Raw genomic sequence first — 14,635 nt, 5'->3', positions numbered from 1 at the left:
TCCTTGCTTAAATACGTCTCCTACTTCGCGGTTGGAGTCTTCATAGGAATCCTCGCGGCGCTCTTTGGCCTCGGAGGGGGCTTCCTGATAGTCCCAACTCTCAACTTCCTCGGCGTCGAGATACATCACGCGGTGGGAACCTCAAGCGCCGCAGTGGTCTTTACCTCCCTCAGCTCCGCCTTGGCTTACTCAAGGCAGGGGAGGATACACTACAAGGTCGGCCTCCTGCTGGCTTCAACGGCCGTGATAGGGGCCTACATCGGCGCTTGGCTCACGAGCTTCATAAGTGCCTCCCAACTGAAGGTCATCTTCGGCCTCGCCTTAATCGTCGTTGCCGTCAGGATATACCGCAAGAAAACTGCCGAGCCGGGTGAGGTCAAGCTCGAGGACGTTAAGGTGAACTACAAGCTCGTTCCGGTTGGAGGTTTCTTCGCGGGAATCGCCAGCGGCCTGCTCGGCGTCGGCGGGGGCATAATCAACGTGCCGTTTCTCACGTACCTTGGACTGCCGATTCACTACGCCGTGGCAACGTCAAGCTTCGCTATAGTCTTTACCGCAACCGCTGGGGCGCTCAAACACTACGCGATGGGCAACGTGGAAACCCAGTGGCTCGTCCTCCTTGTCCCGGGGCTGATAATCGGTGCCCAGCTCGGTGCGAGGATAGCGAAGAGAACACGGGCGAGCAGTCTTAAGAAGGCCTTCGCCGTTGTCATGGGGCTCTTGGCCCTGAGAATGATCCTCAAGGGACTCGGCCTTCCGGTTCCCTGAGCTTTTCTTTCCTTCTTTCCATGACGTAGGACGCTCCGAGAAGTGCCGCCACCACGATTAGAACCAGCCACGCGATAACCAGCGGGCGGTCGTAGGGGTAGTAGAAATCTCCCGTCGGGACGTATGGTAACGAGATCAAGAGTAGCATTACGGACAAGATGAACCCAAGGAACCCACCGATTACGAAGAGCACTATGTTTCCGCTGCCATAGCCCATCTCTCCGCCGATGGCAAGTTCCGCGCTATAACCGACCACCACGGTCAGGACCAGGACAACGGCGGAGAGAAGGAGATTCGCCGGGCCAAGTTTTTTCCTTCCCCACTCGTACAGGCCGTAGGTGAGAACCAGAAGCAGTCCTCCCGCCGAAGAACCGAGCCACACCGAGAGGTCCTTGTAAAAGCCGTAGGGCGCGTCCCAGTTGGCGAAGGCTATGGAACCCGGCTGGGTGATCACGAATACAAGGGCCACCAAAAGCCAGTACTTTTTCCAGCTCATCGTCATCTAAATTCTTACGATCCCCGAAGTTTAAAATTTTTTGGCCGAGTTGTGGCATTCTGGCCAAACTATATAAACCCCACCGGCAATACCGGGCCGATGCGGAATGATTAGCTCGGCGGTTGCACTTTTGATTGGCGTCGCGATAGGCTTTATCGCCGGCCTCTTCGGGGTTGGCGGAGGGTTCCTGATCGTTCCCGCCCTGACCTTCGCGGGACTCCCGCTCAGCATCGCGATAGGGACCAGTCTGGCCTGCATAACCGTCGGCTCGATGTCCTCCGCGGCGATGCACGTTCGCGGCGGGAGGGTTCTATACAGGGTCGCCCTGATGACAGCGGCGTTCTCCATTCCAATGGCGATTGCTGGTTCCTACCTCTCCACGGTGATAGACGAGGGAGTGATCCGGGTGCTGTTTGTATTCCTCCTTCTCTACCTCGCCTACACCTTCGCGAGACCGAACAACGAGGGAAGTGGAGATGGAGACGGGGTTTCGGAGGTGAAGTATCGGCACGTGCCTTTCATCGGCGCCTTTTCCGGCCTGGCCAGTGGACTGCTCGGCGTCAGCGGCGGAATAATCAACGTGCCACTTTTTCACGAACTCGCGGGCATTCCCGTTAAGTACGCCGTCGGAACGTCGAGCCTTGCACTCTTCTTTACCTCCCTCACGGCGGCCTACGCCCATTACACCCTCGGTCAGGTGGACATCACAACCGCCGCGATGATAGTTCCCGGGCTGATGGCCGGCTCGTTCGTCGGAGCCCACCTCGTTTCCAGGATTCCTGCGGGAGGGCTGAAGAGAGCCTTTGCCGGACTGCTCGTGCTCACGGCGGTGAAGATGCTCGTTTAGACAGGTTTATTAGCTAAAGGTTCAACCACAAGGCGGGTGAGAAAAATGGAGGAGCTTTTCGAGAGGGTCAAGGCAGAGTTCGGCGTCGAGGTAAGAAATGAAAACGACATGACGGGCGCGTGGAAGCTGGTGGAGATGCTCAAGGAAAGGGGCTGGGTGGTGTACATCATCACCGCGAAGGGGCGCGAGCAGGTCGATGCCTGGCACCCGAACTACGGAAGTCTATACGCCCAGTTCGGCGATATTCCGTCCTTCAAGAGTGTAGTCGAGGGCATCTGCCTCACTGCGCTCCACGTGAGGGAGCTTGAGAGGAACGGAACGATCTGAAACGTTCGTTCCGCCGGAGTCCTCAAATATACCTGACCCCTAGCGTTCAACGGTGATGCCCATGAAGGGGATAAAGGGCCTTGCACTGGCCCTGGCAACCTTGCTGGTTGGTAGCTTAATTCCACTGGGTCTGGCAGAGGGCAACAACACCACCGAGTCGTACACTGGAGCCCTTGACAACAGCACGAGGGAGATTATGATAGCGGGCCAGCTCATAGACCAGCTTCAGAGGCTGAGCAAGCTGGCAGAGGACAGGATAGAGCCGATAAAGGACAAGCTGCCCGAGAACTCCACGATACTTACCAACTATCAGCTTGCCGAGGAGTACAAGGGCAAGGCCGTGAACGAGTACGAGGCCGGCGACTACTACGGCTCGATACTCGACAGCCTCACCGCGATGCACCACTACAAAGCTGCTCTCTCGGCCCTCGAAGGTGCGGAGGAACGAGCCCATAACTGGAGGGAGCGCATCAGGCTGGAAGTCGAGCGCACCAATGAGTACTTCCGGTTCGTGGAGAAGACCATAAGACTCGCCGAGAACCAGGGGATAGACGTGAGCAACCTCACCGAGCTTTACAACGAGACCAGGGACGCATACAAGACAGTCCTTGATGACCTCAAAGCCGGGGACTACGAGAAGGCGAAGGCCGACTATGAGGCCGCCAAGGAGAAGAAGGATCTCCTCGATGAAGAGCTGAGGAAGGTCCGCGAGGAGCTCGCCTACGCGAACGCGGATAAGATAGTCCGGGACTTCCTGATTAAGGGCGAGAAGGGCATGGAGATAGCCCAGAAGGCAATTGAGGTGGGCGAGGAGAACGGCTACAACGTGACCGAGCTTCGGGAGAGGCTCGATGCCTTTACCGCCCTTTACGACCAGGTCAAGACCCTTGCCGACGAGGGCAGATGGGAGGAGGCCCTAAGGGTTATGGAGGGGAACAGGGAGACCATAATCGAGTTCCACGGAGCGGTTGAGTTCGTGCTAAGAAAGGCCCGTGAGAGGGAGCTAAACGAGAAGCTGAAGGACGCACGCGCTTTCCTCAGGGAGATGAACGACAGAATCCAGAGGGATTCCAAAGCGCTTGAGGAACTCAAGAGGGAAGGCGTCGACACGACTCGCGCCGAGGTTCAGCTCAGGGTCGCGGTTCAGGAGCTGAGGACAGGCGTCGGACTTCTCAGAGCAGGGAAGCCGCTCCAGGCAAGGGAACACTTTGCCGTTTCCCTCGAGATGCTCCACAGGGTGGAGGAGTTCATACTCGCCCACTCCTGACCCTTTCATTTTCCCGGGAGGTGCTCAAATGAAGGTGGGCAAAATCACGGTTCTCCTGATGGCGGTGCTCCTTCTCACCCCCTGGACAAGCGCGTACTCCGTTTCCTCTCTGGTTTTAACGGTTTACGAGGACGGCTACGTTAAAGTTGAATACGAGATTACCCCCGAGGATTACGAGTCTCAAATCGGCCTCCCCCTCCCCGGAGGACACTACGAGAACTTCATCGTCGAGGACAGCTGGGGTAATCCCGTCAATTTCAAACTCAACAATGACACCCTCATAGTTTACCCTGGCGGGGCCAGCGTGGTGAGGGTTTCGTACTACACGCCTGACCTGACGAGCAAGCGGGGAATCGTGTGGACCCTTCAGCTGAACAGCAGTTATTCCTTCACCGTTGTGCTCCCTGAGGGCGCAGTGGTGGTTGATTTGAGCGAGGTCCCCCTTGAGATAGCTGGAAGCTCGATAACCATGCCGCCCGGAAACCAGAGCGTCTCATACACCTTCCAGGAGCGCCCGTACAGGGGCGGGAGTGGGGACGAGACCACCGTGATCCTGGTTTTGGGCATACTCACCGCGGGCGCGGTCGGGGTGGGTCTGGTTCTGTGGCTTGGGCGCGGAAGGAGAAAGTCCCTTACGGAAGATGAGTTCAGGAAGAGGCTCGAATCCCTGGAGCTGACCGAGGAGGAAAAAAGGGCCCTGCTCTACCTGTTTGGAAGGGGTGGCCGGGCGAGCCAGGCCGAGGTAAGGGAGGCGATAGGCCTGCCGAAGACGACGGCGTGGAGAATGTTCAGGCGTCTCGAACGGAAGGGGCTGGTCAGGATACTGAAGGGGAAGAAAGAAAACTGGGTGGAGCTGAAGCTCTGACTACCTTATCTTGGCACCCAGCTTAACCTCTTTGTCCGGCATGAGCAGGGCAACGTTCTCGCCGTCGTCGGCCGCCAGAAGCATTCCCTGGCTTTCCACTCCCCTTAGCTTCTTCGGCTCAAGGTTCGCTACGATGACCACCGTCTTGTTGAGGAGCTCGTCCTTGCTGTAGTATTTCTTGAGGCCAGCAACGAGCTGTCTGACCTCGTCGCCCAGGTCAACCCTGACCACGTAGAGCCTGTCGGCGTTCGGGTGGTCCTCAACGCTTATTATCCTCCCGACCCTCAGGTCGAGCTTCGAGAACTCGTCAAAGCTGATGTAGTTCATCTTCCCATCACCCTTGCCCTTCTTCTTGGCCTTTTCGGGTTTTTCGGCTTTGGCCTCAACCCCCTCGCCGTAGACGCTCTTAAGGATTGCGAAAGCTTCCTCCTCGTTCCTGAAGCGCTGGAGGGCAACCTTAACGACGTCGTCGCGCCTGTAGTACTTTTCGAGGAGGAGCCTCGCGCTCTCCGGGTTTCCGCGGGCAATGTAGTTAAGTATGAAGTAGATGATGTCCTCGTCCGTAACCTTCCTGAAGAGCGGGGTGGCCCTCCTGACGCGATGGCCCGCTTTAATCTCGGTGAACTCCCAGCGCTTGAGCTCCTCGAGGTTGAGGAGGTGCCATATCTTCTCGCTCGCATCGGGCAGGAACGGTTCGAGGAGGATTCCGAGGGCCTTGACGAGCTGGAGGGATATGTTCACGGTTGTGGCAGTCCTCACGCGGTCGGTTTTGGCTGTCTTCCACGGCTTCTGGTAGTCGAAGTAGCGGTTGCCGAAGATGGCCAGCTCCATGACCCTCTTGAGGGCGTCCTTGAAGCGGTACTGACCTATCAGCTCCCCGACTTCCTTGAAGGCCCTCTCGATCTCCTCGAAGGCCTCCCTGTCGAGATCGTCCAGCTCGCCCCTTTCAGGAACCACTCCATCGAAGTAGCGGTTGGTGAAGGTGAGCGCGCGGTGAACGAAGTTGCCGAGGTTGTTGACGAGCTCCTCGTTTATCTTGCTCTTGAAGTCGGCGAAGCTGAAGTCGCTGTCCCTTGTTTCAGGCATTATCGCGGTGAGGTAATACCTCAGGTAGTCGGCCGGGAAGGCATCGAGGAACTCGTGGACCCATATCGCCCAGTTCCTGCTGGTGGAGAACTTCCTGCCCTCAAGGTTGAGGTACTCGTTGGCCGGGATGTCGTGGGGGAGAAGCCACTCGGCCTCGGTTTCATCGTCCCTGTATTTACCGTAGGCCATGAGAAAGGCCGGCCAGAATATCGCGTGGAAGGGCACGTTGTCCTTGCCTATGAAGTGGATCACCCTAGTCTCGCCGTCGAGGTTGAGCCAGAACTTCTTCCACTCGTCCTCCCTTCCGGCCCTCTTGAGGGCCTCGATGGTGATCGAGATGTAGCCTATGGGCGCTTCAAACCAGACGTAGAGCACCTTCCCCTTAACGTCCTCGTCGTCGAGGGGAACCGGAATACCCCAGTCGAGGTCGCGCGTTATGGCCCTCTCCTCAAGCCCCTCGTTGATCCAGCCGAGGACGGTGTTCTTTACGTTGGGCTTCCAGTGCTGTCCCTCGACCCACTCCCTCAGCCTGTCCTCGAAGTCCTGCATGCGAATGTAGTAGTGGGCAGAGTCCTTGAAGGTTATCGGATTTCCACAGATGTTGCAGCGCGGGTTGATGAGGATCTCGGGCGTTAAGGGCCTCCCGCAGACCTCACACTGGTCGCCGCGCTGGTTTTCGGCACCACAGTAGGGGCACGTTCCGATGACGTACCGATCGGGCAGGAACATCTTGTCGTGCTCGCAGTAGGCCTGCTTGGTGACCTTCTTGACGAGGTGGCCGTTCTCAAGGGCCTTTAGGAAGAACTCCTGGCTCACCCGGTAGTGGACAGGTAACTCGGTCCTGCCGAAGTAGTCGAAGCTTATCTTGGCCCTCTCGAAGGTCGTCTTTATGTGCTCGTGGAACTCGTCAACTATCTCCCTCGGGCTCCTGCCCTCCTTGAGCGCGCGGAAGGTTATCGGCGTGCCGTGCTCGTCAGTTCCGCAGATGAAGAGCACCTCTTCGCCCCTGAGGCGGAGGTAGCGCACGAAGATGTCCGCGGGGAGGTAGGCTCCCGCAAGGTGTCCCGCGTGTATCGGCCCGTTAGCGTAAGGGAGTGCTGAGGTTACTATGTACCTGACCATTTTAACCACCGTCCCGCTGTGGGTTTGGAGCCTTATAAGGCCTGCGGGTTTTAAACATTACGATGGGTTATTAAGAGCTGAGAAAAATATGCAGGATTTGATATATATCTTTCGACCGCCCTCCCTGTGAGATTATCACGCTGAGGTGATTTTGATTTGAATTTCCTCCCATTGGTGGCGGCGGATTTTTAAAATTTCACTTTACGTGCCCCCGGAGATCGATTTTTGGGCTTTTGTATCTGTAACTTTTTGTTGCGATGAGCACATTGAACTGTAACGAATTTTCTTCGGAATTCTAAAAACAGGCAGGGGGTGGTTGGAAAACACCCTTATCCCAGTGGAAACAGTTTCTTTTTGCATTTTAATCTGCCTTCGAGGTTTTTTGGCGTTTTAAGCGCTTTGGAATGGTCAGGAAATCGTGTGCACTTTTTCATACATCAGGGGATTCAGCCGGTTGAGCGGGTGTTTGAGGTGCTGCCTCCTCTTTGGCTTCTTGGATCCACGACTTTTGGCGGGCTCTTTTCCAGTGGTCTTCAGAAAGGCTTAAATATTCGAGACTGCATAGGCTTTTACTGGGCGAACGGGCGGAATTCCCGCCCTGTTGCAATAAGACTCTGGGAGAATTGAAATCTACGGAGTCATCATCTACCTCGACAATGAGAAGAAGTTGCAATAAGACTCTGGGAGAATTGAAATGAGGAAATAGCAGAAATAGCAGAGAATGAGGCTGAATGTTGCAATAAGACTCTGGGAGAATTGAAATCGACCCTTCACCTCAACCAGCTTACCCACATGCTCAGCGTTGCAATAAGACTCTGGGAGAATTGAAATCTATCCGTTACCGCGAGAAAGCCCTCCCACTCTCCGAGTTGCAATAAGACTCTGGGAGAATTGAAATCTCGACCCGACAAAAATCAAAAAGCTCGACGTCATAGGTTGCAATAAGACTCTGGGAGAATTGAAATCTACGGAACTTACGGCGCCTGCAAACTCCTCCAGGCCGTTGCAATAAGACTCTGGGAGAATTGAAATCACTTTCACCACAAACCCAATCGAGCGAGGCGGTTTTAGTGTTGCAATAAGACTCTGGGAGAATTGAAATGACGAAGCACACAAGGGCAGGCTTGCGGCGATGGTCGTTGCAATAAGACTCTGGGAGAATTGAAATGGGGTGGCCGTCAGCCTCCTTAGTCCAAACCTCCAGAAGTTGCAATAAGACTCTGGGAGAATTGAAATTTCTGTTCCATTTTATTTGGAACGTCTGTCTCGGTTGCAATAAGACTCTGGGAGAATTGAAATGAATTTGCCACCAACTTAGCAGAAAGACGGCAAGATGGTTGCAATAAGACTCTGGGAGAATTGAAATCGAGAGGTGAGCGAGAATGAGTGAGAGAGATAAGGTGTTGCAATAAGACTCTGGGAGAATTGAAATTATTATGTAACAAAAGAAGGCAACGCCTACTTAAGCGTTGCAATAAGACTCTGGGAGAATTGAAATGTCTTCACTGCCTCCTTGAACACGCGCTCAAGGATTTTGTTGCAATAAGACTCTGGGAGAATTGAAATGAATTCTGGAGAATTCTGGTTCAGTGCATAAGAGGCTGTTGCAATAAGACTCTGGGAGAATTGAAATAAAGTCTCCCTCAGTTCCCTCACCCGCTCAACGTCCTGTTGCAATAAGACTCTGGGAGAATTGAAATTGAAGTTATCGTTGAATACTTCAAGCAGAACGGAAGTTGCAATAAGACTCTGGGAGAATTGAAATTGAAGCTGAAGGTTAAAGATAAGGCCAAGGCCAGAGGTTGCAATAAGACTCTGGGAGAATTGAAATGCATTATTCCAGGCAGTCGGGCACTGTTTTTACTGCGCGTTGCAATAAGACTCTGGGAGAATTGAAATAGTATCGGGGTTTTATCATAAAGCAGTCTTGAGCGCCCGTTGCAATAAGACTCTGGGAGAATTGAAATGAGTTGCAGGCAAGTGTAGGGATACTCGCCATAGCGGGTTGCAATAAGACTCTGGGAGAATTGAAATGTCTTCACTGCCTCCTTGAACACGCGCTCAAGGATTTTGTTGCAATAAGACTCTGGGAGAATTGAAATGGATTCGGCACGATGTAGAACTTGTAGTCGGCGGTGTTGCAATAAGACTCTGGGAGAATTGAAATTTTTCCAGGTTTGTAGCGGCTTTCCCCTTTATCTCTGTTGCAATAAGACTCTGGGAGAATTGAAATTGGCCGACGCGTTCATCGCATTGGCCGGGGCCATGGAGTTGCAATAAGACTCTGGGAGAATTGAAATGTGGTTCCACTGGAAGTAAACCTTTTATAAGAAGAGAGGTTGCAATAAGACTCTGGGAGAATTGAAATACCAGATTAGCGGCTTTAACTTGTGGGTCAGCCGCTAGTTGCAATAAGACTCTGGGAGAATTGAAATGGTTATGTTGGGGAGTAGTATGGCGGTTATGATGGGTTGCAATAAGACTCTGGGAGAATTGAAATATAAGGGGAACGGCGGGAACGGTGGTTTTGTTTTTGAGTTGCAATAAGACTCTGGGAGAATTGAAATTCAGGATTGAGCGGAAGGTGGGCGACCGTGGTGTGTTGCAATAAGACTCTGGGAGAATTGAAATTGCTAACTTTCTGTGCCAAAAAATCAAAAATTTTCGCGTTGCAATAAGACTCTGGGAGAATTGAAATACGTTGATGAGCGGTTGAGCCAAATCAACCGCTTCGTTGCAATAAGACTCTGGGAGAATTGAAAGGGGAAACGCAGTTTACCAAGGCCGTTACGGTAGGCAGGTTGCAATAAGACTCTGGGAGAATTGAAAGTGACATAGGAGAGAGTCTTTGCAAAGGCCCACAGCACAGTTGCAATAAGACTCTGGGAGAATTGAAAGGGGAGGGGGCATTGTATTATCTTGACGCCAACCCAGGTTGCAATAAGACTCTGGGAGAATTGAAAGTGGGGATGTCGAACTTCCTCGCGAGCATTTCAAAGCTGGTTGCAATAAGACTCTGGGAGAATTGAAAGAAGAATTGAAAGGAGAATGAGCCGTTCATGAAGCCCGTTGCAATAAGACTCTGGGAGAATTGAAAGTAACATAAACTAAAAAGATGTGGTGGGGCGTCATCACGTTGCAATAAGACTCTGGGAGAATTGAAAGGGAGGGTTTTGATTTTGGGCATGATCTTCTTATATTGATATCCTGGGCTGGATCGGCTGTCGTGCACTATCGAATTGACAAAATCGAGGAGACCAGAATATCGCCAGGCGCCTAGTGTGTTCTAAGATTAAAAATAAAACTTACTGGCCAGAAACGGACAGAAAATTTGAAAAGCGCATCAGAAGAGCCACTGGTTCTCTATGCACTCGTCGCAGGGCGGCTTTTCTCCAGCGATGGCCTTGAACTTCGTGTAGATGCACTCGGGCAGGCCGAGCGGGCAGCGCTCCGGCGTGGCGCCGGGCCTCACCTTGGTCGGGTCGAGCTTTATCCTGATGTAGGCCTCGTACTCCTCGACCTTCTTCCAGGGCAGTATCTTGGCGCCGTAGATGACGAGGTTGTCGTATATCCTTGCGTAGTCGCCGACGACGGCGTTTTCCTTGAGTATAACGTTCTTCCCGACGACGACACCTTCGCCGAGAATGCTGTCCTTTATCTCGGCCCTCTCGCGAACCACGTCGTGGCCGATGAGTATCGAGCGCTTGAGGTAGGCCCTGTCCTCCACCACGGTGTTCGGGCCTATGTAGGTGTAGGCCTTTATCTTGACGCCGTGCCCGATCTTGACCCCCTCGTCTATGTAAACCGGGCCCTGTATCTCGACGTCCTCCGGGACTTCGGTCCCCTCCCTGACGACGAAGTAGCCGTTCTCCCTGGTTATCTCGTCCATCGCCACCTGGTGGGCGTAGAAGAGGTCCTCGGGGGTTCCGAGGTCTATCCAGTAGTTCCCGCGCGGTATCTTGTGGGCGTAGACCTCGCCCCTGGCGACGTACTTCGGGAGTACCTCCCTCTCGAAGTAGACCTCCTTGCCCTTCGGTATCTCCTCGAGGACTTTCCTGTTCACGACGTAGATGCCTGCATCGACGAGGTTGGTCCTGGGCCTGTGGGGTTTCTCCTCGAAGTGGGTCACCCTGTTTCCGTCGTCCAGCTCGACGACACCGTATTTCTCAGGGTCGTAGACCTTGGTCACCGCGACCGTTATGAGGCCGTCGTTGTTCCTGTGGGCTTCGATGAGCTCCCTGAAGTCGAAGTTCGTGAAAACGTCACCGTAGATGACGAGGAAGTCCTCACTCACGTACTCCTCAACGTTCTTGAGCGCTCCGCCGGTTTCGAGCGGCATCGGGTCATTGACGAACCTTATATCCTTCGGGTAATCGACCATCTTCTCCTCTATGAACTCCCTGATCTCTCCCCTCATGTAGTGAACCGAGAGAATGACTTCATCTATCTCTTGGACCTTCTCCAGGCTCTCAAGGATGTACTGGAGGTTCGGTTTTCCGAGAACCGGGACCATCGGCTTGGGCCTGGTCGATGAGATTGGCCTCAGCCTCGTCCCGAAACCACCTGCAAGAATAACCGCCTTCATGGTATCACCGTCTACATTTCGACGGGGGGTTTTATATGTTTTACGGCCATAAAATATATAACCCGCGGTGGCGGATTTAACTGACGGTGAAAAGTTCGAAAAATCCGCGTTTAGGCCCCACATAAGTGTTTTGCCCCAAAAATTGGGTTTAATTGCGGAAAAAATATAAGCCCTGCAAGGGCCAATCACGGTTTCGATACCCTGTCCTTCCAGTCGAGCCTGAAATCTGGGAGTTGATATACCTTCCCCTTGAAGCGGAAGCAGGAGCCGGGACAGACGCTCTTAAGGGGACAGGTGGCGCAGGGGCTCTCCCCCACTTCCACCCGCTCCAGGTAACCGAGGTCTGCCAGCACCTCCATGGCGCCGGCGACCTCGTCCCTTGGAACCCCCAGCTCCTTCGCTATCTCGTCCAGACTTTTCCCCTTCTCCAAGAGTTCCAGGATCCTCTCCAGCATTCCAACACCTCAGTAGCCCAGGGCAGTCCCGATGTTCCATATCAGGATTCCCACGATACTCGCCAGGACCATCATATAAACCACCGTGAAGGCCGCCCACTTCCAGCCGCTTTCGGCCCTTATCGCGGCTATCGTCGCTATGCACGGCACGTACAGGGTCGTTACCATGCCGAGCACGTAGGCCTGGAGCGGCGTCATGGCACCGACTATTGCCTCCTCGCTTCCGTAGATTATCCCGTAGGTCGATATGACGTTCTCCTTAGCGATTATTCCGAACAGCAGACTAACTGCCGCCTTCCAGTCGAGGCCCATCAGTTTCATGTAGGGCTCGAAGAACATGCCCAGCTTTTCGGCGTAGCTCTCGCCAGTGCCTATCGGAACGGGGTAGTTGCTGAGATACCATATCGCTATCGAGCCGAGGAGGATTATCGTTCCGGCCTTCTTGACGAACTCCTTGCTCCTCTCCCAGGAGTGGAGCATCACGGTTCTCCACGAGGGGATAAGGTACTCCGGTAACTCAATGATGAACGGACTTTCCTCCCCCTTGACGACCAGTTTTCCTATCAGCCAGGCCATGAGCAAGGCCAGGAGCACGGCGGTGGCGTAGATACTCACCGCGACCAGCGCCTGATGCCCTGTGAAGAACGCCCCTGCGAGGAAGCTTATAACGCTGAGCCTGGCAGAGCAGGGTATAAGGGGGTTCACGAGCATGGTCAGCAGTCTGTCCCTCTCCTCGTCGAGGGTTCTGGTGGCCATCACGGCGGGGACGTTGCAGCCGAAGGCGAGAACCAGGGGAATGAAGCTCTTCCCTGGAAGGCCAAACTTGCGCATTATCCTCTCCATGACGACGGCGGCCCTGGCCATGTACCCAACGTCCTCGAGCACCGAGAGTGCCAGGAAGAGGAGGAACACGAGCGGGAAGAAGCTCAGAACCGAGCCGACGCCGGCTATTACACCGTCCACTAGAAGGCCCCTCAGAGTCTCGTTTGCTATGTGGGGCGCTAGCCACTCGCCAAAGGCCGAAAACGTTCCATCAAGGAGCTCCTGGAGCGGCAGGCCGACGGCAAAGACGAACTTGAACATCAGGTAGAAGACCCCAAAGAGGGCGAGCAGGCCGTAAACCGGGTGCGTCAGGATCCTGTCGAGCTGGTCGCTCAGGCTCTCGCCTTCTGCCTTCGTGTACCTCACGAAGCGGTGCATGAGGCCGTCTATGAACTCGTACTTCTGGCTGGCTATTATGAGGTCCATCGCCCTCTTATAGCGCTCCTCCACCTCGGCTATGTGGCCCATTATCTCGTCGAGCTTCTCCTTCCCGAGGTGCCTCAGAACGAGCTTTATCACGCCGTCGTCGCGCTGGAGGAGCTTTACCGCGAGCCAGCGGAGGTTGTACTTTTCCGCTAGCGGTGTACCCCTGAGAACCTCAGTTATGTGCTCTATCTCCCTCTCGACCTCCGGGTCATAGCGGGGAATCACGGGGCGTTCTTTAAGAAGTCCGTTGGCCATCTGGTATATCTTTTCCTTCAGCTCCTCTAAGCCCACTCCCTCCTTGGCGCTGAGCGGAACAACAGGAACGCCCAGGGTTTCCTCCATTCGCTTCACGTTTATCTCTATCCCGTGCTTCTCTGCGAGGTCGAGCTTGTTGAGGGCTATTATGACGTTATCCAGGCCCATCTCAAGTATCTCCATCGTGAGAAAGAGGTTCCTCATAAGCGCGGTCGCATCTACCACGTTCACGACCACGTCGGCGCTCCCCTTGAGGAGGAAATCCCTCGTCACGAGCTCGTCCACCGAGTGGGCCGTGAGGGAGTAGGTACCGGGCAGATCCACGACAAGAAACCTCTGCCCCTGGTACTCCAGCACTCCCTCCTTCTTCTCCACGGTCACGCCGGGCCAGTTGCCAACGTGCTGTCTCAGTCCGGTCAGCGCGTTGAATATGGTCGTCTTGCCAACGTTCGGGTTTCCTGCGAGGGCGACCACCTTCATCATCGGGAGCACCTCACAGCTTCCTGATCATCACTTTGCCTGCCATTCCCCTGCCTATTGCGAACCTGACGCCTCCCACGGAGATGATTATCGGCCCGTAGCTGTGGGCCTCGATTATTTGAACCGGCGCTCCGGGGGTCAGGCCCATTGCCACCAGCCTCTGCCTGACAGCGGGTCCGCCGAGCACGTTCACGACGATACCCCTTTCCCCGGGGCGGAGTGCATTTAGGGGTACAATCATGAGCATCACCGTTAGGCTGTCCTAATTCAATATCCAACTCCCTCGAGAGCCTTAAAAAGCTTTGGTGAGCCTAACACAACTTAGAAGTTTGAAATCAAAAATTTTCAGGTTCTAAAGGCTTCGCCAATTTTGCAACTGAGAAAACCAGATGCAGGAAAGGTATTTAAGGAGTTGGACGAATATAGAAAGTTGAGTTTGGGAGGTGTGCTTTATGAGTGAAGCCCCACGCGGGGAACCAAAGAAGACCTCCCTCGGCCTGGACGAGAACGTCGAGGGAATGCTTGCCTACCTTGTCTGGTGGGTTACGGGGATAGTATTCCTGGTGCTTGAGAAGGAGAGCGATTTCGTCCGCTTCCATGCGATGCAATCGTTGATAACCTTCATAGGCATCACGGTGCTTCAAGTGATCTTCGGATTCATTCCGTACATCGGCGGCATAATTTCCTGGCTCCTCTGGATCCTCGGTCTCGCCCTCTGGATACTGGGAATGGTTAAAGCATACCAGGGCGAACGCTACAAGTTCCCCGTCGTCGGAGACCTGGCCGAGGAGTGGGTCGGAAAGGTGAACGTCTGAGGCTTAGATTTTTAAGCCT

Annotated in this window: 12 protein-coding genes and 1 CRISPR repeat array; of the genes, 6 read left to right on the top strand and 6 right to left on the bottom strand. The window is 54.3% G+C overall.

Features of this window, described 5'->3' with window-relative positions; genetic code table 11:
* Window positions 1-3: 3 nt before the first annotated feature.
* Window positions 4-768 carry a sulfite exporter TauE/SafE family protein gene (locus CL1_RS00580; protein WP_014787972.1) on the top strand — a complete coding sequence of 255 codons (765 nt, stop codon included), beginning with the start codon at window positions 4-6 and terminating at the stop codon, window positions 766-768.
* Here CL1_RS00580 and CL1_RS00575 read toward each other — a convergent pair.
* Window positions 740-1,270 carry a hypothetical protein gene (locus CL1_RS00575; RefSeq protein ID WP_237266259.1) on the bottom strand — a complete coding sequence of 177 codons (531 nt, stop codon included), beginning with the start codon at window positions 1,268-1,270 and terminating at the stop codon, window positions 740-742. The genes CL1_RS00580 and CL1_RS00575 overlap by 29 nt on opposite strands.
* 100 nt (window positions 1,271-1,370) lie before the next feature.
* Here CL1_RS00575 and CL1_RS00570 point away from each other — a divergent pair, with 100 nt between their 5' ends.
* Genes CL1_RS00570 through CL1_RS00555 form a run of 4 tightly spaced genes read left to right on the top strand, consistent with a single transcriptional unit; the run spans window position 1,371 to window position 4,570 of the window.
* On the top strand, window positions 1,371-2,111 hold the full coding sequence (locus tag CL1_RS00570; RefSeq protein ID WP_048151642.1) for a sulfite exporter TauE/SafE family protein: 741 nt from the start codon (window positions 1,371-1,373) through the stop codon (window positions 2,109-2,111).
* 45 nt (window positions 2,112-2,156) lie between these two features.
* Window positions 2,157-2,438, top strand: a complete 282-nt coding sequence (locus tag CL1_RS00565) for an HAD family hydrolase (RefSeq protein WP_014787969.1) — start codon at window positions 2,157-2,159, stop codon at window positions 2,436-2,438.
* Window positions 2,439-2,493: 55 nt separating this feature from the next.
* Window positions 2,494-3,705, top strand: coding sequence for a hypothetical protein (locus CL1_RS00560; protein WP_237266258.1), 1,212 nt, complete (start codon window positions 2,494-2,496; stop codon window positions 3,703-3,705).
* Between the two features lie 28 nt (window positions 3,706-3,733).
* Window positions 3,734-4,570, top strand: coding sequence for a helix-turn-helix transcriptional regulator (locus CL1_RS00555; RefSeq protein WP_014787967.1), 837 nt, complete (start codon window positions 3,734-3,736; stop codon window positions 4,568-4,570).
* Here CL1_RS00555 and metG read toward each other — a convergent pair whose 3' ends face one another.
* The 5 genes from metG to CL1_RS00530 form a co-directional block, all read right to left on the bottom strand.
* A complete protein-coding gene (gene metG / locus CL1_RS00550; protein ID WP_014787966.1) occupies window positions 4,571-6,778 on the bottom strand; it encodes a methionine--tRNA ligase in 2,208 nt (735 codons plus the stop codon).
* Window positions 6,779-7,378: 600 nt separating this feature from the next.
* Window positions 7,379-9,943: direct repeats of the CRISPR family, unit length 30 nt; unit sequence GTTGCAATAAGACTCTGGGAGAATTGAAAT.
* 178 nt (window positions 9,944-10,121) lie between these two features.
* Window positions 10,122-11,363 carry a sugar phosphate nucleotidyltransferase gene (locus CL1_RS00545; RefSeq protein ID WP_014787965.1) on the bottom strand — a complete coding sequence of 414 codons (1,242 nt, stop codon included), beginning with the start codon at window positions 11,361-11,363 and terminating at the stop codon, window positions 10,122-10,124.
* A 185-nt stretch (window positions 11,364-11,548) separates the two neighbouring features.
* Window positions 11,549-11,818: a DNA-binding protein gene (locus tag CL1_RS00540; protein WP_014787964.1), complete on the bottom strand. Its 270-nt coding sequence runs from the start codon at window positions 11,816-11,818 to the stop codon at window positions 11,549-11,551.
* Window positions 11,819-11,827: 9 nt separating this feature from the next.
* The gene (gene feoB / locus CL1_RS00535) at window positions 11,828-13,804 is read right to left on the bottom strand and encodes a ferrous iron transport protein B (RefSeq protein ID WP_014787963.1); all 1,977 of its coding nucleotides are present in this window, start codon (window positions 13,802-13,804) and stop codon (window positions 11,828-11,830) included.
* Between the two features lie 10 nt (window positions 13,805-13,814).
* Window positions 13,815-14,042, bottom strand: coding sequence for a FeoA family protein (locus CL1_RS00530; protein ID WP_014787962.1), 228 nt, complete (start codon window positions 14,040-14,042; stop codon window positions 13,815-13,817).
* Window positions 14,043-14,253: 211 nt separating this feature from the next.
* Here CL1_RS00530 and CL1_RS00525 point away from each other — a divergent pair, with 211 nt between their 5' ends.
* Window positions 14,254-14,616 (top strand): DUF4870 domain-containing protein, encoded by a 363-nt coding sequence (locus tag CL1_RS00525; RefSeq protein ID WP_014787961.1) that lies wholly within the window; start codon window positions 14,254-14,256, stop codon window positions 14,614-14,616.
* The last annotated feature ends 19 nt before the right edge of the window (window positions 14,617-14,635 follow it).

The organism is Thermococcus cleftensis (assembly GCF_000265525.1).
Classification (GTDB): domain Archaea; phylum Methanobacteriota_B; class Thermococci; order Thermococcales; family Thermococcaceae; genus Thermococcus; species Thermococcus cleftensis.
Note: the sequence above shows the minus strand (reverse complement) of the source record. Positions and strands in the feature narration are given on the sequence as shown.

Coding starts and splice junctions, on each gene's coding strand:
- CL1_RS00575 (WP_237266259.1), bottom strand. CDS start 1,270: ATGACGATGAGCTGGAAAAAGTACTGGCTTTTGGTGGCCCTTGTATTC.
- CL1_RS00570 (WP_048151642.1), top strand. CDS start 1,371: ATGATTAGCTCGGCGGTTGCACTTTTGATTGGCGTCGCGATAGGCTTT.
- CL1_RS00565 (WP_014787969.1), top strand. CDS start 2,157: ATGGAGGAGCTTTTCGAGAGGGTCAAGGCAGAGTTCGGCGTCGAGGTA.
- CL1_RS00560 (WP_237266258.1), top strand. CDS start 2,494: ATGCCCATGAAGGGGATAAAGGGCCTTGCACTGGCCCTGGCAACCTTG.
- CL1_RS00555 (WP_014787967.1), top strand. CDS start 3,734: ATGAAGGTGGGCAAAATCACGGTTCTCCTGATGGCGGTGCTCCTTCTC.
- metG (WP_014787966.1), bottom strand. CDS start 6,778: ATGGTCAGGTACATAGTAACCTCAGCACTCCCTTACGCTAACGGGCCG.
- CL1_RS00545 (WP_014787965.1), bottom strand. CDS start 11,363: ATGAAGGCGGTTATTCTTGCAGGTGGTTTCGGGACGAGGCTGAGGCCA.
- CL1_RS00540 (WP_014787964.1), bottom strand. CDS start 11,818: ATGCTGGAGAGGATCCTGGAACTCTTGGAGAAGGGGAAAAGTCTGGAC.
- feoB (WP_014787963.1), bottom strand. CDS start 13,804: ATGATGAAGGTGGTCGCCCTCGCAGGAAACCCGAACGTTGGCAAGACG.
- CL1_RS00530 (WP_014787962.1), bottom strand. CDS start 14,042: ATGATTGTACCCCTAAATGCACTCCGCCCCGGGGAAAGGGGTATCGTC.
- CL1_RS00525 (WP_014787961.1), top strand. CDS start 14,254: ATGAGTGAAGCCCCACGCGGGGAACCAAAGAAGACCTCCCTCGGCCTG.